Source organism: Pedobacter sp. MC2016-15 (genome assembly GCF_026239695.1).
Lineage (GTDB): Bacteria > Bacteroidota > Bacteroidia > Sphingobacteriales > Sphingobacteriaceae > Pedobacter.
Genome location: NZ_JAPIVS010000005.1, coordinates 36,403 through 61,837 on the forward strand (window position 1 = coordinate 36,403; position 25,435 = coordinate 61,837).

Consider the following 25,435-nt stretch of genomic DNA (forward strand, 5'->3'; position numbering starts at 1 on the left):
GATGAAAAATATTAAAATCAAATCATACATATTTAAACTTACCTGTCTTTCAGTTGGCCTGGGTACACTGCTGCCGGCTTGTAAGGAATCAGAATTGTTGAACCCAATTCCTGAAACTTCTGTTTCGGCAGACCTGGTATTCTCTACGCCGACAAGGGTGCTGGCCCAGGTAAACGGTATGTACAAGGCTATGAAAAGTGGCGACTTCCTTGGTGGCCGTAACCTGATGCTCAACGATATCAGAGGTGAAGAATTTCTCAATCGTCTCCAGAATATTTTTACAGGATATGATGCCTGGAACCATACCATCAACTCTGGTTCTGCCGATGCACTTTCTTCATGGAGTGCCGGTTATGCAGCAATCAATTCTGCCAACCTGGTGATAGACGGTCTGGCGGCCAACACCACCGTCGTACCTGCTGCTACTTCGGTTCAATATGTAGCTGAAGCAAAATTTGTAAGAGCTCTTACCTATTACGCGCTGATTACCCTTTATGGTCAGCCTTACGTTAAAGATGGCGGGTCTTCTCCGGGCATTCCCCTGCGTTTAAAAGGACAGATGTCTACGACCGACAATGATATGCCAAGAAGCACCGTGGCCCAGGTATATGAGCAGATCCTCAAAGATCTGAACGATGCTGAAGCAGGGTTGCCCTTAACTTATGCTACGCCTGTGTTAAATACGACCAGAGCTCACCGCAATACTGCGATTGCGCTGAAAACCAGGGTTTATCTGACAATGGGAATGAATGCCAATGTGATCACCGAAGCGCAGAAGATAGTTCCAGCCGCGGCTCCATATGTAGCAGCCTCAGGAGTTGCCAATACGATGCAGCCCAGTATCCTCACCATCTTCTCGGCGAACTATGTTTCCCCGGAATCGATATTTTCTCTGCCTATGGCTGCTTTGGATTTTGTATCCGGACAAAACTCTCTGGGGTACAACTACAACACCAATCAGGAGTATAGCTTAAACCCGGCCGGTATCTATGGAAATGCGACATGGCCTGCCAGCGATGCCAGGAAAACTTTGGTAAAGACCAATGCCAATGGGGTATTCCTTACAAAGTATCAAAACAGCTTATTCCTGGATTATATCCCGGTACTAAGGTATTCCGAAGTACTGCTGAACTATGCTGAAGCGGCTGCCAAATCCGGTAACCTCGCAAAGGGTGCAGAACTGCTGACCGCTGTTCGCAGACGTTCAGACGCCAGCTACGTTTTTCCTGCTACAGCCCTAGCTACACAGGCAGCACTGGTAAACAGCATCCTGGTAGAGAGAAGGATTGAGTTCCTGGGCGAAGGTTTGCGTTCCAATGACTTGCTGAGAAACCTGCTGACGATCCCTGCCAAAGGGACTGCACCTTCGGTAACTCCAGCGCAGACAGAATACATTTTCCCAATACCAAACGCAGAAATATCTACCAATAAAGCTTTATAGTCTAAACCAAATAGCGAATGAAATTTTATTATACCATAGCATTAGCCTTAATTGCAGCAGGCAAGATGAGCTACGCGCAGACGCAAAGCCCCGCAGCGGCAGCAGCTGGTAAACAGGGCGACGCAAAACCACAGGCTCCATCCATGCAGAACCTGAAGAAGTTTGAAGGCTACTTTGACTTTTATTACGATGAAAAAACTGGTAAGATCTATCTGGAAGTAGATAAACTGGATCAGGAATTCCTGTATTTCAGGTCGCTCTCCAATGGGGTAGGAAATGGTGGCCCCGAAAGGGGACAGGCATCTTCCGCCATTGCCAAATTTGTGAAATCAGGACCTAAAATCCTGCTGGTAGAGCCGGTATATAACTATCGCGCTATCAGCACCAATGTGGATGAGATCAAGGCGGTGGAGAATAATTTCGCCAAATCGGTCATCTTTGCTTTTGCACCTGTATCTTCTTCGGGTGGCAAATACCTGATTGATATGACGCCCTTCATCATCCGCGACAGCCAGGGTATTACATCCAGGCTTGGCGTGGCGAGAGTGAGCGGCCCCGTGGCTATTCGTCCCGCAGCATCAGCGGGAGGGGCGTACAGGCTGGATGAAACACGCTCGGTGGTTTTTATGGAAAACACAAAGAACTTCCCTAAGAATACGGAATTTGAATCCATGCTAACCTTTACCGGTGGAAATCCTAACCCCGGGGGTTATGAACGGGGTAATGATATTGCCCCTGATCCAACGGCAATTACGATAAACATGCATCAGTCTTTCATAGAACTGCCCGAAAAGGGCTATTCGCCGCGTAAGTTTGATGCCCGCTCTGCATTTGGACAGTTTGCCTATATGGACTTTTCTGCACCGATGACCGAGCCGATCATGAAGAGATTTATTCGTCGTCACCGCCTGCAGAAAAAAGATCCTAATGCAACGCTAAGTGAAGCGGTAAAACCGATTGTATATTATGTAGACCGCGGCGCTCCTGAGGTGATCAAGAAAGCACTGATCGAAGGTGGTGCCTGGTGGAATGAAGCTTTTGAAGCTGCGGGTTTTAAAAATGCTTTCCAGATCAGCGAGCTTCCCGCAGGAGCAGACCCAATGGATATCCGCTATAATGTAGTAAACTGGATTAACCGTTCCGGCAACCCGGCACGCGCATTCTCTTCCGGTGCTTCTTTTTTAGATCCCAGGACCGGAGAGATCATCAAAGGGGTGGTCACACTGGGCTCCGACCGCCATCGTCAGGATTACCTGATGGCAGAGGGGCTACTGCAGCCGTATATTGCGGGCAAACCTGTGCCGAAAGAGATGCAGGAGATTGCGCTCTCCAGGATCAGGCAGCTTTCTGCACATGAGATAGGACATACTTTAGGGTTTAACCACAATTTTGCGGCAAGCCCCAAGGACCGTGCATCAGTAATGGATTATCCTTACCCAAAGTTTTCGCTGAAAAAGGACGGAACGGTAGATCTGTCTGATGCCTATGCAAAAGGGATTGGCAGTTGGGACAAACGTGCCGTATTATGGGGATATGCTGAATTTAAAAAAGGTACTGATGAAACTGCTGCACTGGAGAAGATCATGCACGAAACGCTGGATCAGGGTTATATTTTCATCCCTGATATAGGAGGTAATGCTCACCCAACCTCTCACCAGTGGGACGATGGCGCGGACCCTATCGATCAGATGACGAATATCATGACGGTGCGCCGTAAGGTACTGGATAATTTTTCTGAAAAAGCGATTATTGACGGAGAACCACTCGCGACTATCGAAGAGGTGCTGGTACCGGCTTATCTGCTGCACCGCTACCAGATTGAGGCAGTGGCCAAATCTATCGGTGGACTTTATTTTACACATGCCATTAAGGGCGATGGTCAGGTGGTGACGAGGATGGTTGAGCCCAAAGAGCAATGGCGTGCCTTTGAATCTCTCATGAGCACTGTTACACCTGATGCGCTGGCACTGCCCGAAAAACTCATCAGGATGATCCCTCCGCGCCCTTCAGGGTATCCTGCAGGAGTAGAGACGTTTAACCGCTATACCGGCCCGACATTCGATCCTATAGCGGCGGCAGAATCTGCTGCAAGTACAACAATGGCATATCTGCTGGATGACGAAAGGGCAAGCCGACTGATAGAGTACAATGCCAGGGACAGTAAGTACCCTGGATTTATCGAGGTGGCAGATAAGCTGATCGACCAGACCTGGAATGCGCCGATGGCCGAGGGCTACAAGGGAGAACTGCAAACTGTAGTGAACAATCAGGTGGTAAAATACCTGCTGATGCTGGCTGCCAACAGCCGTACTTCGGAGGTGGTCAGGGGACAGGCGCTCTACGAGGTTGAGAACCTGAAGCAGTTGCTTAGTGCAAAGCTGTCCGGCGCCAGGCCAAAACAAAAAGCAAATATCCTTTTTGCCTTATCCCAGTTTGAAGCTTTTAAGGCTGACCCTAATAAGTTCCAGCCCCCGGCAGCTACAGATATGCCACCTGGAGCACCAATAGGCATGCCGGGTATGGATTTCCTGCATGGCGCTGAAGTAAATAATTCTGGATATAGTGCTACCTACGATAATTTGTAAGATGCTTTCACTTAACTGAAGAACATGAAAAAATTAATTACGGCAGTTTATGTTGCGGCTTCCTGTGTATTTGGATATGGACTTTTTGATCCATCCCAGGCAGTAGCCCAAACGATGGATGCTGCGAAATTAGAAGCACTGAAAACGGAACTGATCAAAGAAATTGACAAACAACAGAAACAAACCCAGGTCATGGTGGATATGGTGTTTAGTTTCGGAGAGCTGGGCTTCCAGGAGTTTGAAACTTCGAAATACCTGACGGATATTTTAAAAAAAGACGGATTTACGATAGAGCAGGGAATATCGGGCATACCTACGGCCTGGATGGCTAAATGGGGATCCGGGAAACCGGTAATTGCGATCGGAAGTGATATCGACTGTATTCCTAAAGCTTCGCAGAAGCCAGGAGTAGCCTATCATGATCCGATTATCGACGGAGCACCGGGACATGGCGAGGGACATAACTCTGGTATGCCACTCAATATTACCGCAATGCTGGCCCTGAAGAAGATCATGGAGAAAGAAAAAATCCAGGGAACGCTGGTATTATGGCCCGGAGTGGCTGAAGAGCAGTTGGCTACCAAAGCATATTATGTGCGTGACGGATATTTTAAAGATGTGGATGCCTGTATTTTCACACATGTAGGCAATAACCTGAGTACGGGTTACGGTCCCATCGGAACCAGCGGAATGATTTCCGTAAAGTTTAATTTTGAGGGCGAAGCGGCACATTCTGCAGGTGCACCCTGGAAGGGTAGAAGTGCATTAGATGCGGTTGAATTAATGAACGCCGGATGGAATTTGCACAGGGAACATATGCTGCCCAGTCAGCGCTCGCACTATGTGATCTCTGATGGTGGCGATCAGCCGAATGTGGTTCCTTCAAAGGCTTCAGTATGGTATTACTTCCGTGAGCAGGACTATCCAAAAGTCATGCAGATGTACAAAGATGGTATTAAAATAGCTGAGGCTGCTGCTTCAATGACTGATACCAAAATGAGCTACGAAGTACTGGGAAGTGCATGGCCGGGCTTCATGAATAAGTCCATCGCTGAAACCATGTATGAGAACATCAAAAAAGTAGGGCTGCCAGCCTGGTCTGAAGAGGATAAACAACTGGCGCTGGCGACGCAAAAGGAACTGAATCCGAATGCGCCCCAAATGGTAAAGGGATTACCGACAGCAGTAGATACATTGAGATGGGCCGTTCCTGGGGCTGCCTGGAATGGCGGTGGATCTGATGACATCGGCGATATCTCCTGGAATGTACCAACAATTGTATTGGGTTACCCTTCAAATATCTCTGGCTTAAAGGGGCACGATTGGGCAAGTGCCATCACGATGGCAACACCTATTGCTCATAAGGGGGCCACAGCCGGCGCTAAAGCCGAAGCACTTACCGTACTGGATATGCTGGTAAAACCCGAGATCATCAAGGCAGCATGGACTTACTTTAATGAAGTTCAGACGAAGGATATCAAGTATACGCCAATGATCTCCAAAACTGATAAACCGGCAATTGGGCTGAACAAGAGGATTATGGCCGAATACCGTCCTGAGATGCAGAAGATGTATTACAATCCTAAAAAATACGATTCTTACCTGCAGCAGCTGGGCATCAAATATCCGACAGTGCGTGCAGAGAGTACCAAATAATCATTCCAAATCCTGACATGATGGACATTAAAGAAAAATTTTATTATAAAAAGGCATTGATTTCATGTACTGCACTAGGCATCGCTGCTGTTTGTTTGCTACATCCGATTGCTGCAAAAGCGCAGCTGGCTCCGGCAAAGCTGGAGGCCCTGAAAGCAGAGCTCAGTAAAGAAATCGATAAACAACAAAAAAATACGCAGGTCATGGTTGATATGGTCTTCAGTTTTGGGGAGCTGGGTTTCCAGGAATTTGAGACTTCAAAGTACCTGACTGATATCCTGAAGAAAAATGGCTTTACGATAGAGCAGGGAATCTCTGGTGTTCCAACCGCATGGACTGCGAAATGGGGATCGGGCAAACCTTTCATCGCCATTGGCAGTGACATCGACTGTATTCCTAAAGCCTCTCAGAAACCTGGCGTTGCCTATCACGATCCGATTATCGCAGGTGCCTCGGGACATGGCGAAGGACATAACAGTGGTGAACCGTTGAATATCACAGCAGTGCTTGCCCTAAAAAAAATCATGGAAAGGGAGAAGCTCCCTGGAACGATCATGCTATGGCCCGGCGTTGCCGAAGAGCAACTAGGCACTAAAGCATACTACGTGCGCGATGGTTATTTTAAAGATGTTGACGCCTGTATCTTTACCCATGTGGCCAATAATTTAGGCACAAGCTATGGTGATGGGGGTGGAAATGGCATGATCTCGGTAAGGTTCGACTTTCAGGGCGAGTCTGCACACTCTGCAGGGGCGCCATGGAAAGGGAAAAGTGCACTGGATGCTGTTGAGCTGATGAACCTTGGATGGAACTATCACCGTGAGCATATGGAAACCACGCAGCGTTCCCACTATGTAATCACAGATGGGGGCGACCAGCCTAATGTGGTGCCCTCAAAATCTTCTGTATGGTATTATTTCCGTGAAAGATCCTATCCCAAGATCATGCAGATGTATAAAGATGGGATAAAAATGGCCGAGGCAGCCGCTAAAATGACGGATACAAAAATGACGTATACGGTTCTGGGAAGCGCATGGCCGGGGCATTTTAATCAGCCCATGGCAGAGGCGATGTATGAGAATATCAAAAGTGTAGGTTTACCTGTATGGTCTGCTGAAGACCAGGCTCTTGCACACGGTATTCAAAAAGAGCTGAAATCACCCGAAGAGGGGCTGGCGACCAAGCTTAATGTGCTGTCCAAGCCTGCTGCATCGCTATCTTCCGGGGGAGGAGGGTCTGACGATATCGCTGATATTTCATGGACTGTACCCACGATTGTACTGCGGTACCCTTCCAATATCCCCGGCCTTCCGGGACATAACTGGGCCAATGCCATTTCGATGGCTACACCTATTGCCCATAAAGGCGTAACTGCGGGTGCAAAAGCCGAAGCGATGACTTTGCTGGAACTCTTTACCAATCCTGAATTGCTGAAAAACGCAAAAACATACTTTAGCGAGGTGCAGACAAAAGAGACAAAATATATCCCTCTGGTGTCAAAAACCGATAAACCTGCAATCGAGCTCAACAAAAAGATTATGGAAGAGTTCAGACCGGAAATGAAGAAATACTATTATAATCCGGCAAAGTATAAAACCTATCTGGAGCAGTTGGGTATTCAATACCCTACGATCCGGAAGTAAAAAAACAACAGAATGGGATTTCGTGCTTACTAAGATTTTCGCTTTGCTTTCTTCTGCGTTCCCGGAATCCCATAATTTTTTTCAGGATAGATATTCCATTCCGTACCGAGATCGGTCTGTATTACGGCAAGAGAAGATTCTTCAATTTCTACCAGCGCTGTGGTAGGTAAAAGACTGCCATCCAGCACACGCACACCATGCGCACTAAGAACGGCAGTCATTTTTTTAACATCCGGCTCAGTGGCTTCGCTATATTTTAGAATGAAGTTCGTCATTGGTGTATAACATTCCCTTTCCTTCAAAGTTAGCACCAAATCCTAAAAGTTTTGTATAAATCGCAAGATATTTCACCATTTCATCTGCACGGGTCTGATTTCTGGGTAAATCCAGAATTTTGGGACTACCAGCCAGTATTCTGGCAGCCATCCCAGCTGCTGCAGGGCATGACATACTGGTCCCATCCATCACTGCATAGTGGTTTCCCGGATAGGTAGATATGATTCCTACGCCGGGGGCAGTGAGGTCTGTTTCTGAGCCCTGATTAGAAAAATCAGCAATAAAGTTGGCTTCATCCGTTCCAAAAGGCTCATGTATGGCGCCCGACTGTACGCTGCTATCAGGAAATGTACCTTTTCTGCCCATTGCAGAAACAGCTATAGCAAGACTGTACGCTGCGGGGAAACTTACAGGACCGCGGTTGTCATTGCCGTTGGCGGCGAAACATAGTATTCCTGCGTTATACGCATCTTTGATATAACTGCTGATCGCTTCATCATCCTGTGCTTCTCCCAGACTCATATTGATCAGGTCGCATCCGTCTTTAATGGCCTGATCGATAGCCTTGATAATATCAAAGTTGGAGGCACCCTGACCTTTGGCGAACACACGGTAACTCATGAGCTCCGCACCTTCAGCAACCCCTTTCATGTGGCCTCCTGCAGCAATGATCCCGGCAACATGCGTACCATGACCTTCAACATCGCCATATCTGCTTTCTTCTTCTCCTCTCACCAGATTTTTGCCGCCCAGCACCGTCAGATCTTCGTGCGGTCCGATTCCTGTATCTATGACACCGACTTTTACCTTTCTCTCTATCGGCCGCCAGGTAGAGGTATGATAAAAATACCTCAGTGCATCTTTGTATCCAGGCAAGAATTGCTCAAGTGTATAATTCATGTCCCTTTTCAGCGTCACGTCAGTAGCATAATGCCCCCAGTAACTATGTTCCGGATAGAGGTAGATCCTTTCGGCTTTTGTTCCATTGAGTTTCAATGTGACTTGCCCTTTGGCATCAGTTACGCCAGAGGCGCCCCTGCTGGCCGAAAAGTCGCTGAAGAACACGGCTGTCACACCCGGAATACCCTGCCGGGCGGCATTGCTGATCCGGAGGTTTACAGTGGTCAGCGGCTGGGTTTCACTGAGCCGGATCTTCATAATTTCACGGGAGGCAATAGCAGGGCTGTAGAACCTTTCGGGGATAATCCTTACACCGGGGTAAGAAAACCTGAAATTTGCCAGTTCCTCCTTACTGATACTGATCAGTTTAGCCCCTTCAGTATCAATAGAGTCCAGCACGGTAACGGTAATCTCATCACTGTTTTGTGCGGGTCTTTTGCGGACATTGAGACTGATAGCTGTTGTGGCTTCAGACGAGGATTGAAGCTGAGTGAAAAATTCTGCTACTTTCGGACTTTCGTTGGGGTTCACCCTTGTTTTAGATATAGGTAGCAGGATATAGTTTTCCGAGGACTTGCGTTGCTGTTTCATCTTTTTCTGAATTATTTTGTGAAATCTCTGGTCATAATACTGCCAAAAGCATATTTCGCAACGATCCCAAAGGAAATCCGTTCAGTAAAACTGTCAGCAGTATGCAAACTATTAAATATGTCGTTCGATTGTGCGTAAAGTCCGCCGGCAAATTTCCCTTCACTTTTGTAAAAGTTAAGAGCCGTACCAGCCTGAACAACACGGTTGATTTTCTTTTCATTCATTGGGATGCAGAAGCGCGTAAACAAGGTATTCCATACCAGCCTGTAGTTGTCGTTTAGCCTTGCAAAATACAATGCGTCGGTTTTAATCTGAACTCTGTTATAGACGATATAATCACCAGTGTAAGAATGATGTTTACTTTCTGAAAGTAGCTGAGAACCCCCGATTACAGTAATATTCGTCACCGTGTAATCCCTGCTACTTAGTGAATCCAGGTTATCACAACGCTCAAATCCTGCAGCAATACCAAGAGTCCACCTGCGACCATATTCATAATTCAGCCCCGCAAAGAGAAATGCACCCCTGAAACGGACCCTGTTAAATCTCTCTGCAAGGGTGCTGGTGCTGAGATCTGTATACTGTTCAAAATTATTGGCATTCATACCCGGATTGAGATAGATGGTAAGTGCCTTCGAAGCTTGTCCTTCCCTGATGTTTCGAACCTGGTCATTTAGCTGCCTGATGGTATTGATCGCCTCTTCATTAGGGAAATTTTCTGAATCCTGTATATCCCGGATGCGCTTAAGTAATTCCAGGGCAGAATTCTGATAACTCTTGCGGAGCGCCACATATACGCTGATTCTGGATTGGGGCGTAAAATGTCCGCCACTGAATAACTCAGCAACTCCGTCGGAATTACTTCCCCGGGCGTCAATGCCCCAGATCATCTGATGTGGCTTCTCTATAGCCAGCTTACGGAAATTATTCCAGTTTGCCGCCAGTGCTGCGGCATTGAGGTCGAGCGTGATCGTGGAAGCATTCAGCAGGATAGAAGACTGTCCACTGGCATCTTCGGCTACCAGCTGTCCATAAACACTGAATCGAACCAATAAACCCGCCAGGAGAATCAGTGATAAAGCTTTCATGATTTCAGTTGATAAGTTGATCAAAATCCAGATGGCCCAGAGCATTGGTTTCTACCCTGATCGGACTGGCAGCTACATTTTGGCCATCGATTTGCAGTTCAAGTGTCCAGAAGTCGCCCGCCCTACCTTCCGCAAATACCGTCACCTGCATGCCGCCCTGTTCAAGGATGCAGGGATAGAATTTTCCTTCCCGGGTCGAGAAAATATTCGGGTTGGTTTCCTGATCACTCAGTAAATCGATACTGGCATAGCCTATGCTAAAGCCATTGTCAAGGAAGGCTACTAAAGGAGACTTCTTCAAGGTATATGTAACGGAAACGATTTTGCCGGGAGGTTGTTCGTTAGCGTTATGTTTTGCGTTCTCAGTTCTCATTCGGTTCGTTTTTGTTATATTAAGTTAACTATAACGAACTAAAAAACCAAGAACTTGTATTGTTTTATGAAAATTTATTATTTATTTGAGACTAATGTCCTTTTCCGGCTGAGATATTTCCTTACAGGAATATCATAAGCAACCATGATCAGCCATGATATGCTAATTAGCAGGATGGTTCCAATGATGATAATCAGCGTCAGCTGACCCGTGCTTACCTTATGTGTGCTGTAATAGTTCAGGAACATCCAGATCACGGCATAATGTGTCATATAAAGAGGGTAAGAAATTTTACCCGAAAACTGACAGATCTTGTTCAGCCCCGGAGATAATTTCGCACCGGCACCCAGGGCAATCAACAAAGGGAAATAGAACAGTACGACGAGGGTTTCTGTGAGCCAGTTCCATTTGCTGAAAGGCATCACAAAAGCGAGGAATAACAAAAAGCCAATCCCGGCAAAGCCAATGTTGTTTTTGATGATCCAGTTGGACCGATAGATCAGCAGTCCTGCTGAAAATGAAAAAGAGATCCTTACCAGACCATCCCAAAAAGTGGTTTTTCCCCAGCCACCCATCAGGTTTCCGGAATGCCAACCTACATAACAAAGGGCCGCTGCCGATGCCAGGGTAAGTGCCCAGAGCAGACTGCGTCCGATTCTGTAAAGGAAAAGGGCATAAACTATATTTGCGACATACTCCCAGAAAAGAGACCATGCCGGGGCATTGATATTGAATAGGTTAAAGCTTCGTTCTGTAACTACCGGATAGGGGATCATCAATACCGATGTGATGAAGATCATCGCGGTTTTACCAGCGCTGTATAACTCAGGATGCCCGCCAAACGGATCAAACAGAAAGGCCAGCAAACCCAAAACCGATCCCGAAATCACAAGTGGATGCAGCCTGATGATCCTGGATTTGAAGAATTCCAGGATGCCCATTTTGGCGATGCGGTCATCATAGGCATAACCGATCACAAATCCCGACAGGCAAAAGAAAAAATCTACAGCGAGAAAACCATGTGCGATAAAATTCTGGGTATAATCCAGATAAGCCATTTCCATGAAATGGAAAATTACTACAGCAATAGCGGCTATGCCTCTTAGTCCGTCAAGGATTTCGAAATGGTGCTTTGTTTTTAAAATACCGGGGTTTAAGTTTTCTGCGCTGATGGTCATATGAACTCAAATATCACTTTTTCCTTTTAATAACCTATAAAAAGGATAAGATAAAAGAAAGAGAACGGCAACTATCAAAAAGCTCCTGGTATCACTGATGGCAAATCCTACAAACAGAAACAATGTTACCAGCAAAGCCAGAATAGTCATGTAAGGATAGCCCCATACTTTATAGGGACGGTGCAGGTCGGGTTCTTTTTTCCGTAACATCAGCAGTGATGCAAAGGAACAGGCTGTTACCACAGTGAGCATGACCGCAGCCAGCGAGAATACCTGTTCAAAGGTATTATAAACGATAAAAATGATCGTGATAACATAACAGATCAGCAGCGAAATATAGGGTGTACCGCCCTTGTTCAATTTTGCGCCCTGGCTGATAAAGTAACCTTCCCTGCTTAAACCTAAAAGTATACGGGAGGGGATCAGCATGTAGGCGTTCAATATACTGATGACCACAAATATCGCAACGATATCAATCACCACAGAACTCCAGCTGCCAAAAGCAACTGCCGCCGCAGCAGATGCAGCGAGGGGAGAATGGGCAATTTCTGTCAGTGGCAGCACATACAAAATGGCACCATTGATTAACAGATACAGAAGAATAACGGTACCGGCACCGATAAAATACGATCTTGGAATATTTTTCCCGGGATTCTCATCCTCCTCTGCAAAAAATGAAACCGCCATCCATCCATCGTAGGTACTCAGAATCAGCTGCATCGCCTTAAAAAAAGCGATGACCAGCGTTCCGTTGAAAACAGTAGCTGTAGGAATTAGCGTCACTGGATTTTGCTGCGGCTTAGCCACAAAACAGCCTGTAACCAAAGCCAGCAATAATAAGACCTTCAATATACTTGTGATCTTTTGTGTAGCACTTCCAATCTTTATTCCAGGGAGGTTCAGCAGTGTAAAAACCGTTAAGTAAACAATACCTACCTGTTTATTCAATCCCGTTAGACCGGGGAAAAGCAGTACAGTATATTCGCCCAGTACGATGCAGAAAAATGCAGGAGCACCTACGTTCAGGATAAAATCAAACCATCCTGCTGCAAAGCCAACATAGTTACCAAAGGCCCGCTTGACGTAATTGAAAGAACCACCCGCTTTGGGCAGCATGGTCGTTAATTCAGCGTAGGAACTGGCGCATAATAATATATATAAGCCGGTTACCAGCCAGCAGGTCAGGATCAGAAATTTATCTGGCAGGAGCATGGCGATACTTGCAGGAACACGGAATATACCGGCACCAATAGTGCTGCCTACAACAATGGAAATACCGAATACTAAGCCTAAAACTTTTTTTAAAGGCACCTTTTGCTGACTGTCTCCTGTGATCATATTTGTAATTCGATTTTCGCTCGCTCCAAAGATAATGTTTGACCGCTTAGTTTGTGGTTTATAAAACCATTATCGGCGAATTTCGTTATACTTACACCATACAAATAAACAAAATGACAGACATCAGATTTGAAACACCCGATAATGAACCCGCTGCATTCAACTTATATCTCGAAGAAGAAAAAATAGGGGAAATGATTGTAGAAGTCAGGGGCAAAGATATGATTGTGTTCCATACCGAAGTTGACCAGGATCAGGAGGGAAAAGGTTATGCTGCTTCATTGCTGGATGCCATGACCAGCTATGTGCGTGCGAATGATCTGAAGGTTATTCCTATGTGCGCATATGTTCATATCCAGTTTGAAAGGCATCCGGATCGCTACGCTGATATCCGCAGTGCCACAGAAGGCAAACTTTAAGTATCTATAATCAGCCTGTGGTGATGATCGCTCAGATATTCTTCAGAAAATCTGATGGTGATGACCGTCCCGCTGTTAAGTTCAAACAGGATTGATGCTCCAATATCAGCACTTAATCCGCGCATCAGCTGCACGCCCAGTGAGTTGTATTCCAGATGATCTACATCTTCCATCCCTATGCCGTCATCAGCAATTGTCAGTTCGATCATTTCAGCTTGTTTTAAGCTAACCCTGATCGTTCCTGTCTCCCGTCCTTCAAAGGCGTATTTAATGGCATTGGTAACCCCTTCATTTAATATGAGTGCCAGCGGCATAGCTACCGAAATACCTAGTTTGATAGGCTCTACCTCCTGCAGAATGCGTATCCCACGCGCGTTCAGGTCAAAGCTATCAGCAATAAACATGAGGAATTCGGCAAAATAAAGCGACATGTTTACTTCTTTAATATCGTCCGACTGGTAAAGTTTCTGATGTACAAGAGACATGGCGTATATTCTGTTCTGACTATTTTCAATGGCCCTTAAAGCATCATTGTCTAAAAAAGCAGCCTGGCTTTCCAGCAGACAAAATATCGTGTGCAGGTTATTCTTCACCCGGTGGTGCACTTCCTTCAACAGCCATTCTTTTTCTGTGAGGAGCTGTTCCAGCTGGTTGTTTTTTTCGGTGATAACCACATTTTTTCCCAATACTAATTTGCTGCTGCGTTGTTTGAGCTGGTACTGATGGTATAATAAAGCGATAATGACCAGGGCCAGAACTAAGCCCCCGGCGATCAGATTTCTGATTTGCTGTGATTGCCTGAGTTTATCCTGCTGTGCTATTGTACGCTGTTTGAGGAGGGCAATATTCTGACTGTTCTGTCTGATTTCTGCTTCCTTTTTTTGCGTCTCAAAAGCGATCTGTAAACGCTTTACTTCACGATCCTTGACCAGTCGTGCGTTGTAGTCGGAGAGTTGGTTGAACATATTCTGATGCCTTATAGCCGCCAGATAATTGTTTGTTGCCGAGTCAGTAAGGAAAAGCATATACCGGAAATGCCGCTGATCCGATATGGGAAGGTTTGTGGTAGAATAATTGAAAACCTTGTACAGATAGGGTCTGGCCTTTTCGTATTGATGCCATTCTACATAAAGCTGACCTATCCTCCGATTAGCGAAAACCTGCCTGATTTGTTTTCTGTTGCTGATGGCATACATTTTCAGCATATAGGGTTCTGACTTCGCATATTGTTTCAATCCGCGATACCCGTCACCCATCATGGCAAAGTACATCATGCTATCGGCTGCTGTATATGGCGGATAACTGCGTTGCATACGCCTCAGAAATGCCAGAGCGGTTGTAGATCGTTCCATTTTGATATAATTATGGCTAATGATATCGATTACAAAAGGATGTGAGAGGTGGAAGATTCCCGCATGTTTCTGATAGTAAGATCTGGCGATATTACTGTAATCTATGGACTCTAAATAATCATCATTATCGGTACAGATTTTGGCATGATAAATATAGATATCTCCTGCAGCAACACTATCGCGGCTGCTTTTAATACTGTTTACTGAAAGCTGAGAGTAGTAAAGTGCCTTATCCGGATCGGCTGTGCCATAGTAGTAATTGGTGAGCAGCAGGTAGATATAATGCATGAAAGGATAATGTATCGCTTTGTATTTCCTGACCACCATCAGCAACTCCTGTTCTGCCGTTGGGCTTCGCTGTTCGGCATGGATCATCGCGATGTTTTTTTCCGCCAGCAGCTCAGAGCTGGGGTCATGCAGCTTTTTACTGAGTGAAAGAGCCTGTTCAGCATATTGAAGTGCTTTAGGGTATAAATTTTCCTGATCCTTGAGCCAGTATTTGAAACTCAGGTTCAGCAGTAATTTAACCTGCGCGGGCTCCGGCAATTGTTTCAGTATTGGCTCTGCAGCAGGAAGCTGATCCATAACAGTATACAAATCTGCAATCATCAGCAAGGCTTCAATTCTTCCACTTTCATTGCCGTTTTTTTTGCTCAGTGCGAGCGCTTTATTTGCATAATTTAAAGATAAAGACAGATCCTGCCGTTTCTTTAGTGGCTTATTGAAGTATAAATTACTCAGGGCATTTAGAATAACAATCTTCCCTGTGGGATCAGATTGTGCGAGTTCGTTGCGTAGGGCTTCAACCCTTCCCTGTGGTACCCTGGGCGCCGTGGGGTAGTACTGTGCGTAAGCGCATCCCGGCATGATCAGGAAAAATAAGGCTATGAGTATATTCAGGATTCCGCCTGCGTATATGCGTTCCTCCGCCATGGGATGAGTTTTGGATAATTTTTATAAAAATAGGATAATCTATCTCATTTTAAACACATGGCGGGTAGCTTTCCATGTTGCCTTTCCATATTCACCCACACTCAGCTCACCTTCCATGATATCATTGTCTATCTTTCCGCTGAAGAAGGAATGCACCCGTGCTCCATCAAGTCCGTACGTACTGCGAATCAGGACGTCTTTTCCCTGAATTGTTCCCGTAAATTCCCGCGGGCCAAGGCTCCCGGTGTAGATTCCTTTCAGGGTGTTATTCTCCTGTTCAATCGTAAAAGTTTGCTTTACCACTGCTGCGTAAAATTTTGTTTCCACATCCCAGGTTCCGCTCAGATTGGCGGCTGCCGGTATCACAGATGCAGGTTTTGACTGCTTTTTGGACAGTGCTGCCAGCAGCTGATCAGCCACAATTTTGTCCTCGCCATGATCCAGTTGCGAAGAGTTGACCAGGATGGTATGTTTCTGGTTGGGCTGGAAATAGCTCCCGGCGGCGCCGATGGCAATTCTGGGGCTTCCGTTCCATAGCAGATCTTCAATTTCCTGCCCGCTGCAACTGATGACACCGGGATCCCAGGATACCACCATATCCGGACTTGGATTGGAGCGCCCGGTTGGTTGTTTGATGACGATGCTGAGTCCCGGTATACCCCGGAGTCGTCCGGCCATATATTCCAGTCGCCTGTTCCATAACTTCTTTTCTGCTTGATGATCCCTTTTGAACCAGATCTCTGCAGCTGTAAGCATGCCAACGATTTCTTCGCGGCCTACTTTAAAACCCCTGCCGAAACCATGGTGCGGACCAGTATTCATTCTTGCGGCCATGATCAGGTCTTTCCTGCCGATCAGGAGCCCCGCACATTGTGGTCCGCGCAGGTATTTACCGCCGCTGTAGGCAACCAGATCGGCACCCTGTACAATATGCGGATTTGGGTTTTCAGGTCCTTCGGCAGCGGCATCAACCAATATTGGTATACCCAAAGGTTTGGTGATCGCTGAGATCGTCCGGAGGGACAATATCCCGTTCTCTGATTCAGCACCAGACAACAGGTAAACCATCGCTGTTCTTGGTCCCAGGGCGGCCTGTAATTCTTTTACATCTGCTACCTCTATCATCCTGACCCCAACAGCTTTGCATCCTGCATCATATGCGGAGCGTGAGTAGGAGGTGATCACTACTTCGTCTTTCATTCCACTGAGGTTGGGGATCATCCATATCTTGTCCGGATCTCCGCCAGTTACGCATCCTGCGGTGGCTGCTGTGATCGCTGCAGATGCACCTGCAGTCACACAGCCGGATTCTGTGCCCATGAGGTCAGCCAGGCGTTTCCCGGCGCCATCCATCAGTTCGTCAATCTGTACGAATTCATCAATTGCGGCATCCATGGCGTCCCGTACTTCAGGCAGTACCTTGCTGGCACCAACTACAGTTACGGTGCCACGGGCATTGATCAGAGGTTTTACGCCAAGCGCTTCATATACACTTTTGCGTTTAGCTAATGGTGCTGGTACCGATGCACTTACTGATTGTGGAACGGCAAGACTTACAGGCAGAATCGCCAGACTTTTGATCACATCTCTTCTTTTCATACTTTTAGCAAAATATCAGGTACGTTAGGGCGTTAATTTATAAGATGGGAATCACAAAAACGAAAATAGCAATTACGTTGCTATTGGCAATAGTCATAGCAGCATTTGCAACCTATTTCTTTTCCAAAAAAAATCACGACTGGCCTGTCTACGGTGGTAGTGCCGAAAATATCAAATATTCCTCATTACAGCAGATTGACACTACTAACGTTTCGCAGCTTCAAGTGGCATGGGTTTACCATTCTGAAAACAGTGATAGCTCCCGTTATGGTATTATGGAATGCAATCCGCTTATTATCGGCAATACGCTTTATGGCGTTTCTCCAAAGATGAAGCTTTTTGCTGTTGATGCCGCTACAGGGGTAGAAAAATGGCATTTTGATCCCGCTGATTCCGTGGCGAATAAAACCTGGCACAGGAACAGTGTTAACATGAACCGTGGGGTAACCTATTGGAGCGAAGGGAGCGATAAGCGGATTCTTTATACCGTTGGACCAGTGGTATTTGCTGTGAATGCAGAAACAGGAAAGCTCGTTCCGGATTTCGGAAAAGATGGGGGGATCGATCTCCGGAAGGGGCTTGGTAGAGACGAAAAAGACCTGTCAATTTCGCCAACCTCGCCGGTCATGATTTTCAAAAACTTATTTATCGTCAGTGGTGCTGTCAGCGAAACTACTCCCGGTCATATCCGTGCATATGATATCAAAAGCGGGAAGCAGCAATGGATTTTCCATACAGTTCCTTATCCTGGTGAACCTGGTTATGAAACTTGGGACGACTCCACTGCCTACAAGCGTATGGGCTCAACCAATGCGTGGTCGGGCTTTAGCCTGGACAGCAAAAGGGGACTCCTGTTTGCAGGTGTAGGAAGTCCTACCAATGATTTCTACGGGGGCGACCGGCATGGAAAAGGGCTCTACGGAAACTCGGTACTGGCACTTGATGCAGCCACGGGTAAATTGAAATGGCACTTCCAGGCTATTCATCACGATGTATGGGATATGGACGTATCAAGTCCACCTGTCCTGGTAACATTGCCCCGTGATGGCAAAAACGTAGATGCGATCGTACAGACAACAAAAACAGGGTTGATCTTTGTGTTTGAACGCAGCACCGGAAAACCTTTGTTCCCAATTGAGGAGCGTAAGGTGCCTGTAGATGGGGCAGTAGCGGGTGAAAAGCTCAGCGCTACCCAGCCCTTTCCTGTACTTCCAAAACCTTTTGTAAGAACGATCATGACCGGAAATGATCTGAATCAGCTGGGTACCGACTCTTCTTACCAGGATATCAAACGCAGGTTTCAGGGTTACCGCTCTGAGGGCATGTATACCCCGCCTACAGAAAAGGGTACGATCATTCTTCCGGGATATGATGGCGGTGCCAACTGGGGTGGCCCAGCGGTAGATCCGGAAACTAATATTCTATATATCAATGCAAATGAAATGGCATGGGTACTGAACATGGTGAAGGATACAGCTTCAGGTAGTAAAGAAATGACTCATCTTCAGGCAGGAGCATTGCTCTACAACAAGAATTGCATGGGCTGCCATGGCCCCGAGCGTTTAGGATCGGGAGATTACCCTTCATTGATCGGGGTGGGTAAAAAATATAATACATTACAGTTCAGTGAGTTGCTTGCTACCGGAAAGCGGATGATGCCCGGCTTTAATCACTTATCGAAAGATGAAAAGCTGGCACTTGCCGCTCTGGTACTGGATCTCAAAAATGAGCAGGACAAGCCTTACAAAGGTCCGCAGATTGCTGGGGGCAGTACTTCTTCAAAGCCCTCTTTCACGTTTACCGGATATAATAAGTTTCTCACCAAAGATGGATACCCCGCCCTCAGTCCGCCATGGGGCACTATCAGTGCCATCGATCTGAATACCGGTAAGTACGTTTGGAAAATCCCTTTCGGGGAGTTTGAAGAGTTAAAGAAAAAAGGAATTCCTACAACGGGAAGGGAGAACTTTGGTGCGCCGGTAGTGACGGCAGGCGGACTCCTGTTTATCGGCGCCTCCGCCGATGGTTATATAAGGGCTATACATAAAAAGACCGGCAAGATCTTATGGCAGGCAAAACTTCCTGCACCGGCAATGGCTACGCCGGCGATCTATGAACTAGGTGGCAGGCAATACGTGGTCATCGCCTGCGGGGGGGCTAAGTCTGGCGGTCAAATGGGAGATTCCTATGTGGCCTTCGCGCTACCTGCTCAGCTATGATATGCGCTGAGGCAGGAGTGTCTGCACACCATCCGGTCCTGCGATGATGGCCTTTGCGGCAATGCGGTAGAAGAGAGAATGCTCTACTACTCCCGGAATGAGGCTGATCCTGATATTGAGTTCTTCCAGCGGCAAAAGCGCGCTGAAATGGATATCCACCAGCAGATTGCCGTGGTCAGATATTACCGCTCCATCTTTCTGACTGCTCATGCGGAGGTTCAATCTGGCATCAGGGAAAGAGGTATTGAGGTGATTGAGCACCAGCGGTAATGCATTGGGCAGCACTTCTATCACCAGTGGATAGGTAGTGTCCAGCTGCTCAGCAAACTTTCCGGCATCACCAATCAGCACAAATTCCAGTGCCATTGAGGCCAGGATCTTCTCCGTGGTATGGATGCCACCACCGCTTTTCAATGCATTCAGCTCCTTGTCGAACTGATCACATCCGTCAAAGTAAAGATCCAGTTTTTTTATCGTATTGGTATAGCGAAGGTTTAAGCCTTTCTCCAGTATCAGGTTTGAAGTAGTAAAGGAAGAAGATATAAAGGTTAGGGAAGATGCAAAACTGCATTCTGTCGTTATTAGCTCAATGAGTTTTGCAATGGTGCTTCCGGCACCCAGTCCAATCGTTTGTCCTTCCTTAAGTAGTTGCATCGCTGCCCTGGCAGCATCCATTTTGTAGTCGCTCATAAAATTCGGTATCCGTAAAAATATTAAAATGCCTCGTTTAATCCTAAAAAGAATCCTTTTTGTCCGTAATTTCCAAATGCATAATCGAGGCAAAGATTGGTACGCGTGGCTTTATTAAACAGTACGCGCAAACCTGCTCCACCACCGGCCTGCCATTTTTCAAAAAGATTGGTGCCCAGGTTGTCATTGGCACTCTGCATGTTAAAGAAAGTTACGCCACTAAGAAATTTGTTTTTTGTGATAGGAAAGCGGTATTCCACTTCAGAATACGAATATTTAGTCCCTTTAAAATAGCCTACAGTGTAACCCCTTCCACTTCGGAAACCCGGATCTTTTCCGCTTCCGGGCAGCTCCAGGTAGGGTACAGCCCCGCTGATGAGGTAGGAGCCCCAGTTCCAGAAAGCAATGACATGCTCCGGATTACGGGTAGACAAGCTCCAGTACTTCCTGATATCCGAGCTAAACTGCAGCGCATTTTTTGTACTTCCCATCCAGGTTTGGTTGCCTCTGAAACCAATATCAGCATACACACCTTTATAGGCACGGTTCTGGTTATCACGTGTGGTATATTGCACATTAAACAGCAGCCCGTTAGACATGTAATGATCACGTTCAAATCCATAACGCTCGTTATAGATGTTGTACGGAGTAAGATCAGTAGTAGACACTTTATCCTCGATTTTTCTTCTGACATCAAAAGATACACCGCCGCCCACAAACCATTTATCATCTATCTGTTTATACACCTTTTCCCGGAAACTGTAATATTGCGCATGAAACACATACCCTTTTCTTTCAGGGTTGCTTAGCACCTGATCGGCTTCGCTACCTTCTGAGGGTTCACCGATTCCCAGACCAAAATCCGGGGTCACGGTTTTTGCCGCCACAAGACTTCCCTGAAAATTCCATTTGTTACCTGGTGTATATACGTTGTGGTTGATATAAAAGTATAAGATCCCCTTTGTGGTAATTGATGCCGACGTAGAGGCTACCGACATTAAGGTATTGGGATCGCTGCCGAGTTTTCTTCCGGCTACAGCCTTTATTCCTATTTGTGCTCCGATACTAGGATTGTAGGCCACATTGGGAATGATGGTAATACCAGATTTCTTGCCTGTCTTTTGCTTGCTTTTTGGATGCGCAATCTTCCTGATCAGGTCAGAGATGTCAAATTGTTTATTGATGCTATCAGTTTCCTGCTGAGTCTTTGCGACCTTGCGGAGCGAATCTGCTTTAATGGAGTCGACGGGTATCGTCTGACTATAAGCATAACTGCTGATGCTCAAGAAGAATAATAGTGTGCAGAGGTGATGTATGGATTTCAAATTATTTATCTTTTATGACATTACTATTAGCTATTAAAACCATGATTTTAGATTATTGTTTGCTGCTAAAACCTTTAATTTGTAGTTGCAATAACAGATTAACAATTACACATATAGATGAATACCCAGCCAGACCAATCCACCATTTCTTTTGAAATTGCCAGTAGAGAGGAGCACTTTGAGCAAATTCTTAATTTACAAAACGAGAACCACTATCTTTCCATATCTGAGGACCAGCAGAAGGATGACGGCTTTGTTTTTGCGACGCATAACCTGGAAGTGCTGAAGAAAATGGCTGCGGGCGCGCCTCAGATCATAGCGCTGGCAGAGGGCGAGGTGATTGGATATAACTTATCAATGAATAAATCCATGAAAAACGATCTTCCCAGCCTTATTCCGATGTTCGAGGAGTTCAATAACTGGGAGTATAAAGGTAAGCCCTTATTAGATTACAATTTTGTGGTTGGTGGACAGGTTTGCGTTCAGAAAGACTACCGGGGCCGTGGCTTAATCAGGCAGCTCTATCAGCACACAAGAGATCTTACTTCAGAACTTTATGATTTGTGTGTTACGGAAATTTCCGTACGAAATCATAAATCCCTGAAAGCGCATCAGCGTATGGGATTTGAGATCCTGGGCACTTATAATGACGGAATAGAAAACTGGAATCTGGTGATCTGGGACTGGGAAAAATAAGCAGGCGAAGGGGTCAGAGTTTCAAATACTTTTCAGTAATTGTCCGGTCGATATTTTCACTTTCAATTTTCTCAATTCCCGTTTGGATGAGCGTATCCCCCTTTATACTCACTTTAAAAACGAAGGTTTTTCCTTCCCAGTTTTTGTTGTTGTAATAATCCAGGGATTCTGTATACTGATCGCCCTTGAGCTGATAGCGTCCACCGCCGGCATCGAAATTGTTCTTGCCTTCGGCGTCAGACTTGAGTTCATGTTTCAGGAATGCGAAATGAGAATCATTGATGATTTTGATCATCTCCTGTGTTTTTGTGTAATCAGTGAAGGTGGTCTGTCCTTTGGAAACTGTAGTTGCTGAAATCAATTTCCAGGTTCCTTTTAAGGGAATCTGTTCTTCAGCTTTTTTTTCGGTACCTGATGAGCAGGAAGAGATAATGGCGGCAGTCGTGAGAACAGACAAAACAGTTGATTTCATATATTTGGTTTGAATTTCCTGAAATATACGGAAAATACAGATCTATTGAATAAGATTCTTATATAGGATGTTCACTGCTTTTCTGAGTACCTCCCTGAAATCCCTGACCAGAAGCGGATCAGCGCCATTAGTGATGACAACAATTCCAAATTTCTCTTTTGGTTCAAAGAACATTGCGCTGTACAAACCATAAGCAGAGCCGTTATGACCAATCATTACCTTCCCGGGAATGAGATCATCAAAATTCATGATCGCCATCGCATAACCTTCTTCCTCTGAAATCTTTTTCTGCATCAGTTTTGAACTCTTTTTGGAAATGATTTTTACACCCTTGTATGTGCCATGCTGCATATGCATCGTCATGTATTTGGCCAGGTCGGTAGCACTGATCTTCATACCCCCAGTTGGTGAGAATACTGGCGTGCTTGCACCCATCACATAATTTCTTATTTCCGCAGTTCTGGGCGCATAGGCCAGTGGGGCGGCGGTAAATTTGGTGGATACGGAATCATATTCGTACAGCGTAACAAAACGTTTGGCATCTAAGGAGTCAACATGGTAACCGCCGTATAATCCCAGAGGATCAAGGATGTGATGTTTCACATAGCCGTCGAACCGCTCTCCTGAAATTCGTTCGATGACGGCACCTACCATATTGTAATTGAGGTTACAGTACTGCCATGTGCTGCCGGGTTCATTGTTACTGTAACATTTGGCGTAATCCGGGTTCCTGTCCGGGTTGATGACATCCAGGTTAAAGTAGCCCTGACTGTCGTTGATACTGGAACGGTGGGAGAGAACCATCTTCAGGGTAATCACCTTATCAGGAAATTTTGGGTTCCTTACGGTAAAACCTACCAGTTTGCTGAAGTCGTCCTCTACAGAGAGCTTCCCTGCATCGCGCAGCTGCATAATAGATGTAGCGGAAAAGGATTTTGAAATTGACGCGATTCTGAAGATATCCTTGTCACTGAGAGCAGTATTCTGTTCAATGTTTTTAAGACCGAAAGAATGTGTATAAACGATATCTTCACCTTTTACTACGGCAACTGAGATGCCCACTGCTTTCATCTCTTTCATCATGTCCTTCATTTCTCTTTCTGCCTGCTCTACCTGCGGGAAGCCCATCAGACTGATACATGAAAACATGGTCGTCAGTAAGACAAACGGTAGGGTTTTGCTGCTTGATTTTACGCTCATGGTGTGATGGTCTTTGCCTGTTCGAGATGTATTTTTAATACCGGAAGATACCTTAATGCATATTCTTTTAACTGACGGTCGGATGATTTTGCCGTCTCCTGAAAAAGTTTTATGGCCTTTTGGTGATCTCCGATGATGATTTTCAGATATGCCTGGTCAAATTCCTTTCCGGAGCTGGCAGAGAGTGTACTCATATTTGTACTGCTGCTTTTGGGGAGCATAACACCTCTTGATCCTGCGAGGTCTTTCAGGTCATTATTGGCTTTATTATAATTTTTAACTATTGTAGCCGCCAGTTTTTTAACAGCATCATTCTGTGTGTTTTTCAATGCCAGCTCATTAAGCTGTATTTCATAAATACCGCTGTTGATGGCCTGGCTGGCAAAGCGAGTCAGTGTTTCTGCTCTTTCTGCCTCAACTGCAGCCAGTGCTTCGCCGGAGATACCACTTGAGGTAGAATTTGCTGTTCCCATTGAGGGCATACCTCCGGAATTAGGAGCGGTACCACTGTTAGCCCCGGTAGGAGTGGCCCCTGTCCGTGATGTGCCATCAGTTGGTCTTGAGTTTACAGCGTCAGTTGAGGAACCTGATGTACTGGTGTTACTTGGTACCGTCATCGTTCCAGCATCATATCGTGGTAGTGAACAAGCCTGAGCAGTCAGGAAGACCAGGGCAAGCAGCGAGAACTTCATTCGATTTTTCATGGTATCTGATTTATTACCTTATATGCTATAATCGCTGTGGTGTTCAAAATGTTTTGCGCTCTGCCAACAAAATAAGCTGCCTAAAGCTGATTTTTAATGGTGTTCGCCGAATCCAGGTGTAACCTCTTCAGGGAAAGCGTTTTAATAATGTAATCTTTAAAAGTAGTGTCCCGTAACGTTCTTGCTGTTTTCTCAAGCAGGTCAATATCTTTCTGATGCTGAGCTGCCATCAGCAACATATACCGTCTGTCAAATTCTTTCCCATTATACTTGCTGATCTCCTGTACATGGGACTGGATCCTGGCAGGCATCTTTGCCGGAACTATGATATGGTTTGTTTTTGATAAAATCAGCAGTTTACTATTCGCTTTGGTATAGTCTTTCAACATCATTGCCCCGAAATTTTTCACCCTGGTACTCTGTGCATTTTGTTGCGCAATCGTACCCATAGCCATTTCCATCAGGTAACCTGCTCTATTGTTAAGGACAAGTCTGGTGATATGACTGGACGCGGTATCCATCGGGTCTTTCAGGTTGCTATCCGGGCGCTGTGGGGGCAGACTATCTGCTGTCAGCGTACTCGCATCTATTGCTGGTCTAGGTTCGGTATTACAAGCGTTAAACATAAAAACTACGATCGCAGCCAGAAGGAGTAGATTGGTGGTTTTCATCATCATTACTTCAATTCCTGATAAGGGTATAAAAATACGGTTTGTTCAGCAGCACTACAATAGCTGTGTACAGCTTACTCTAAAAC

At 45.9% G+C, this 25,435-nt stretch carries 21 protein-coding genes; 7 read left to right on the forward strand and 14 right to left on the reverse strand.

Annotated features, from left to right (window positions below):
• Position 1: 1 nt before the first annotated feature.
• The 4 genes from OQY15_RS15330 to OQY15_RS15345 are packed head-to-tail and all read left to right on the forward strand — an operon-like array spanning position 2 to position 7,325.
• Complete coding sequence (locus OQY15_RS15330; RefSeq protein WP_265792694.1) at positions 2-1,441, forward strand: RagB/SusD family nutrient uptake outer membrane protein; 1,440 nt, start codon at positions 2-4, stop codon at positions 1,439-1,441.
• Between the two features lie 17 nt (positions 1,442-1,458).
• Positions 1,459-4,026, forward strand: coding sequence for a zinc-dependent metalloprotease (locus OQY15_RS15335; RefSeq protein WP_265792695.1), 2,568 nt, complete (start codon positions 1,459-1,461; stop codon positions 4,024-4,026).
• Between the two features lie 24 nt (positions 4,027-4,050).
• The gene (locus OQY15_RS15340; protein ID WP_265792696.1) at positions 4,051-5,682 is read left to right on the forward strand and encodes an amidohydrolase; all 1,632 of its coding nucleotides are present in this window, start codon (positions 4,051-4,053) and stop codon (positions 5,680-5,682) included.
• A gap of 17 nt (positions 5,683-5,699) precedes the next feature.
• Positions 5,700-7,325 (forward strand): peptidase dimerization domain-containing protein, encoded by a 1,626-nt coding sequence (locus tag OQY15_RS15345; RefSeq protein WP_265792697.1) that lies wholly within the window; start codon positions 5,700-5,702, stop codon positions 7,323-7,325.
• Positions 7,326-7,354: 29 nt separating this feature from the next.
• Here the strand turns inward: OQY15_RS15345 and OQY15_RS15350 are convergent, their stop codons facing one another.
• The 6 genes from OQY15_RS15350 to OQY15_RS15375 form a co-directional block, all read right to left on the reverse strand.
• On the reverse strand, positions 7,355-7,600 hold the full coding sequence (locus OQY15_RS15350) for a hypothetical protein (protein WP_265792698.1): 246 nt from the start codon (positions 7,598-7,600) through the stop codon (positions 7,355-7,357).
• Positions 7,575-9,092 (reverse strand): S8 family serine peptidase, encoded by a 1,518-nt coding sequence (locus OQY15_RS15355; protein WP_265792699.1) that lies wholly within the window; start codon positions 9,090-9,092, stop codon positions 7,575-7,577. Before OQY15_RS15355 ends, OQY15_RS15350 begins: the two co-directional genes overlap by 26 nt.
• Before the next feature lie 11 nt (positions 9,093-9,103).
• Entirely contained in the window at positions 9,104-10,180 is a 1,077-nt protein-coding gene (locus OQY15_RS15360) for a hypothetical protein (protein WP_265792700.1), read from the reverse strand.
• A gap of 4 nt (positions 10,181-10,184) precedes the next feature.
• On the reverse strand, positions 10,185-10,553 hold the full coding sequence (locus OQY15_RS15365) for a hypothetical protein (protein ID WP_265792701.1): 369 nt from the start codon (positions 10,551-10,553) through the stop codon (positions 10,185-10,187).
• Between the two features lie 77 nt (positions 10,554-10,630).
• Positions 10,631-11,731: an acyltransferase gene (locus tag OQY15_RS15370; protein WP_265792702.1), complete on the reverse strand. Its 1,101-nt coding sequence runs from the start codon at positions 11,729-11,731 to the stop codon at positions 10,631-10,633.
• Positions 11,732-11,737: 6 nt separating this feature from the next.
• Entirely contained in the window at positions 11,738-13,069 is a 1,332-nt protein-coding gene (locus tag OQY15_RS15375) for an APC family permease (RefSeq protein WP_265792703.1), read from the reverse strand.
• Between the two features lie 113 nt (positions 13,070-13,182).
• Between OQY15_RS15375 and OQY15_RS15380 the strand changes: the two genes are divergently transcribed.
• Positions 13,183-13,488 (forward strand): GNAT family N-acetyltransferase, encoded by a 306-nt coding sequence (locus OQY15_RS15380; protein WP_265792704.1) that lies wholly within the window; start codon positions 13,183-13,185, stop codon positions 13,486-13,488.
• Here OQY15_RS15380 and OQY15_RS15385 read toward each other — a convergent pair.
• Both OQY15_RS15385 and OQY15_RS15390 read right to left on the reverse strand, forming a co-directional pair.
• Positions 13,485-15,773: a sensor histidine kinase gene (locus tag OQY15_RS15385; protein ID WP_265792705.1), complete on the reverse strand. Its 2,289-nt coding sequence runs from the start codon at positions 15,771-15,773 to the stop codon at positions 13,485-13,487. The genes OQY15_RS15380 and OQY15_RS15385 overlap by 4 nt on opposite strands.
• Before the next feature lie 39 nt (positions 15,774-15,812).
• Positions 15,813-17,372 (reverse strand): aminotransferase class V-fold PLP-dependent enzyme, encoded by a 1,560-nt coding sequence (locus tag OQY15_RS15390; RefSeq protein ID WP_265792706.1) that lies wholly within the window; start codon positions 17,370-17,372, stop codon positions 15,813-15,815.
• Between the two features lie 44 nt (positions 17,373-17,416).
• Between OQY15_RS15390 and OQY15_RS15395 the strand changes: the two genes are divergently transcribed.
• Positions 17,417-19,591, forward strand: a complete 2,175-nt coding sequence (locus tag OQY15_RS15395; RefSeq protein ID WP_265792707.1) for a PQQ-binding-like beta-propeller repeat protein — start codon at positions 17,417-17,419, stop codon at positions 19,589-19,591.
• Here OQY15_RS15395 and rpiA read toward each other — a convergent pair.
• Entirely contained in the window at positions 19,586-20,281 is a 696-nt protein-coding gene (gene rpiA / locus OQY15_RS15400) for a ribose 5-phosphate isomerase A (RefSeq protein WP_265792708.1), read from the reverse strand. The genes OQY15_RS15395 and rpiA overlap by 6 nt on opposite strands.
• A gap of 23 nt (positions 20,282-20,304) precedes the next feature.
• The gene (locus tag OQY15_RS15405) at positions 20,305-21,606 is read right to left on the reverse strand and encodes a BamA/TamA family outer membrane protein (protein WP_265792709.1); all 1,302 of its coding nucleotides are present in this window, start codon (positions 21,604-21,606) and stop codon (positions 20,305-20,307) included.
• A 117-nt stretch (positions 21,607-21,723) separates the two neighbouring features.
• Here OQY15_RS15405 and OQY15_RS15410 point away from each other — a divergent pair, with 117 nt between their 5' ends.
• Positions 21,724-22,302, forward strand: a complete 579-nt coding sequence (locus OQY15_RS15410; RefSeq protein WP_265792710.1) for a GNAT family N-acetyltransferase — start codon at positions 21,724-21,726, stop codon at positions 22,300-22,302.
• A gap of 13 nt (positions 22,303-22,315) precedes the next feature.
• On the opposite strand, the gene OQY15_RS15415 is transcribed toward OQY15_RS15410, so the two are convergent.
• The 4 genes from OQY15_RS15415 to OQY15_RS15430 form a co-directional block, all read right to left on the reverse strand.
• Positions 22,316-22,774 carry a hypothetical protein gene (locus OQY15_RS15415; RefSeq protein ID WP_265792711.1) on the reverse strand — a complete coding sequence of 153 codons (459 nt, stop codon included), beginning with the start codon at positions 22,772-22,774 and terminating at the stop codon, positions 22,316-22,318.
• 42 nt (positions 22,775-22,816) lie between these two features.
• Positions 22,817-23,974: a serine hydrolase domain-containing protein gene (locus OQY15_RS15420; protein WP_265792712.1), complete on the reverse strand. Its 1,158-nt coding sequence runs from the start codon at positions 23,972-23,974 to the stop codon at positions 22,817-22,819.
• Positions 23,971-24,678, reverse strand: a complete 708-nt coding sequence (locus tag OQY15_RS15425) for a DUF4142 domain-containing protein (RefSeq protein WP_265792713.1) — start codon at positions 24,676-24,678, stop codon at positions 23,971-23,973. Before OQY15_RS15425 ends, OQY15_RS15420 begins: the two co-directional genes overlap by 4 nt.
• A gap of 80 nt (positions 24,679-24,758) precedes the next feature.
• A complete protein-coding gene (locus tag OQY15_RS15430) occupies positions 24,759-25,355 on the reverse strand; it encodes a DUF4142 domain-containing protein (RefSeq protein WP_265792714.1) in 597 nt (198 codons plus the stop codon).
• Between the last annotated feature and the right edge of the window lie 80 nt (positions 25,356-25,435).

What these genes read in the sequence shown, in the direction of transcription:
- OQY15_RS15330 (WP_265792694.1), top strand. Translation starts at nt 2, where the DNA reads ATGAAAAATATTAAAATCAAATCATACATATTTAAACTTACCTGTCTT.
- OQY15_RS15335 (WP_265792695.1), top strand. Translation starts at nt 1,459, where the DNA reads ATGAAATTTTATTATACCATAGCATTAGCCTTAATTGCAGCAGGCAAG.
- OQY15_RS15340 (WP_265792696.1), top strand. Translation starts at nt 4,051, where the DNA reads ATGAAAAAATTAATTACGGCAGTTTATGTTGCGGCTTCCTGTGTATTT.
- OQY15_RS15345 (WP_265792697.1), top strand. Translation starts at nt 5,700, where the DNA reads ATGATGGACATTAAAGAAAAATTTTATTATAAAAAGGCATTGATTTCA.
- OQY15_RS15350 (WP_265792698.1), bottom strand. Translation starts at nt 7,600, where the DNA reads ATGACGAACTTCATTCTAAAATATAGCGAAGCCACTGAGCCGGATGTT.
- OQY15_RS15355 (WP_265792699.1), bottom strand. Translation starts at nt 9,092, where the DNA reads ATGAAACAGCAACGCAAGTCCTCGGAAAACTATATCCTGCTACCTATA.
- OQY15_RS15360 (WP_265792700.1), bottom strand. Translation starts at nt 10,180, where the DNA reads ATGAAAGCTTTATCACTGATTCTCCTGGCGGGTTTATTGGTTCGATTC.
- OQY15_RS15365 (WP_265792701.1), bottom strand. Translation starts at nt 10,553, where the DNA reads ATGAGAACTGAGAACGCAAAACATAACGCTAACGAACAACCTCCCGGC.
- OQY15_RS15370 (WP_265792702.1), bottom strand. Translation starts at nt 11,731, where the DNA reads ATGACCATCAGCGCAGAAAACTTAAACCCCGGTATTTTAAAAACAAAG.
- OQY15_RS15375 (WP_265792703.1), bottom strand. Translation starts at nt 13,069, where the DNA reads ATGATCACAGGAGACAGTCAGCAAAAGGTGCCTTTAAAAAAAGTTTTA.
- OQY15_RS15380 (WP_265792704.1), top strand. Translation starts at nt 13,183, where the DNA reads ATGACAGACATCAGATTTGAAACACCCGATAATGAACCCGCTGCATTC.
- OQY15_RS15385 (WP_265792705.1), bottom strand. Translation starts at nt 15,773, where the DNA reads ATGGCGGAGGAACGCATATACGCAGGCGGAATCCTGAATATACTCATA.
- OQY15_RS15390 (WP_265792706.1), bottom strand. Translation starts at nt 17,372, where the DNA reads ATGAAAAGAAGAGATGTGATCAAAAGTCTGGCGATTCTGCCTGTAAGT.
- OQY15_RS15395 (WP_265792707.1), top strand. Translation starts at nt 17,417, where the DNA reads ATGGGAATCACAAAAACGAAAATAGCAATTACGTTGCTATTGGCAATA.
- rpiA (WP_265792708.1), bottom strand. Translation starts at nt 20,281, where the DNA reads ATGAGCGACTACAAAATGGATGCTGCCAGGGCAGCGATGCAACTACTT.
- OQY15_RS15410 (WP_265792710.1), top strand. Translation starts at nt 21,724, where the DNA reads ATGAATACCCAGCCAGACCAATCCACCATTTCTTTTGAAATTGCCAGT.
- OQY15_RS15415 (WP_265792711.1), bottom strand. Translation starts at nt 22,774, where the DNA reads ATGAAATCAACTGTTTTGTCTGTTCTCACGACTGCCGCCATTATCTCT.
- OQY15_RS15420 (WP_265792712.1), bottom strand. Translation starts at nt 23,974, where the DNA reads ATGAGCGTAAAATCAAGCAGCAAAACCCTACCGTTTGTCTTACTGACG.
- OQY15_RS15425 (WP_265792713.1), bottom strand. Translation starts at nt 24,678, where the DNA reads ATGAAAAATCGAATGAAGTTCTCGCTGCTTGCCCTGGTCTTCCTGACT.
- OQY15_RS15430 (WP_265792714.1), bottom strand. Translation starts at nt 25,355, where the DNA reads ATGATGATGAAAACCACCAATCTACTCCTTCTGGCTGCGATCGTAGTT.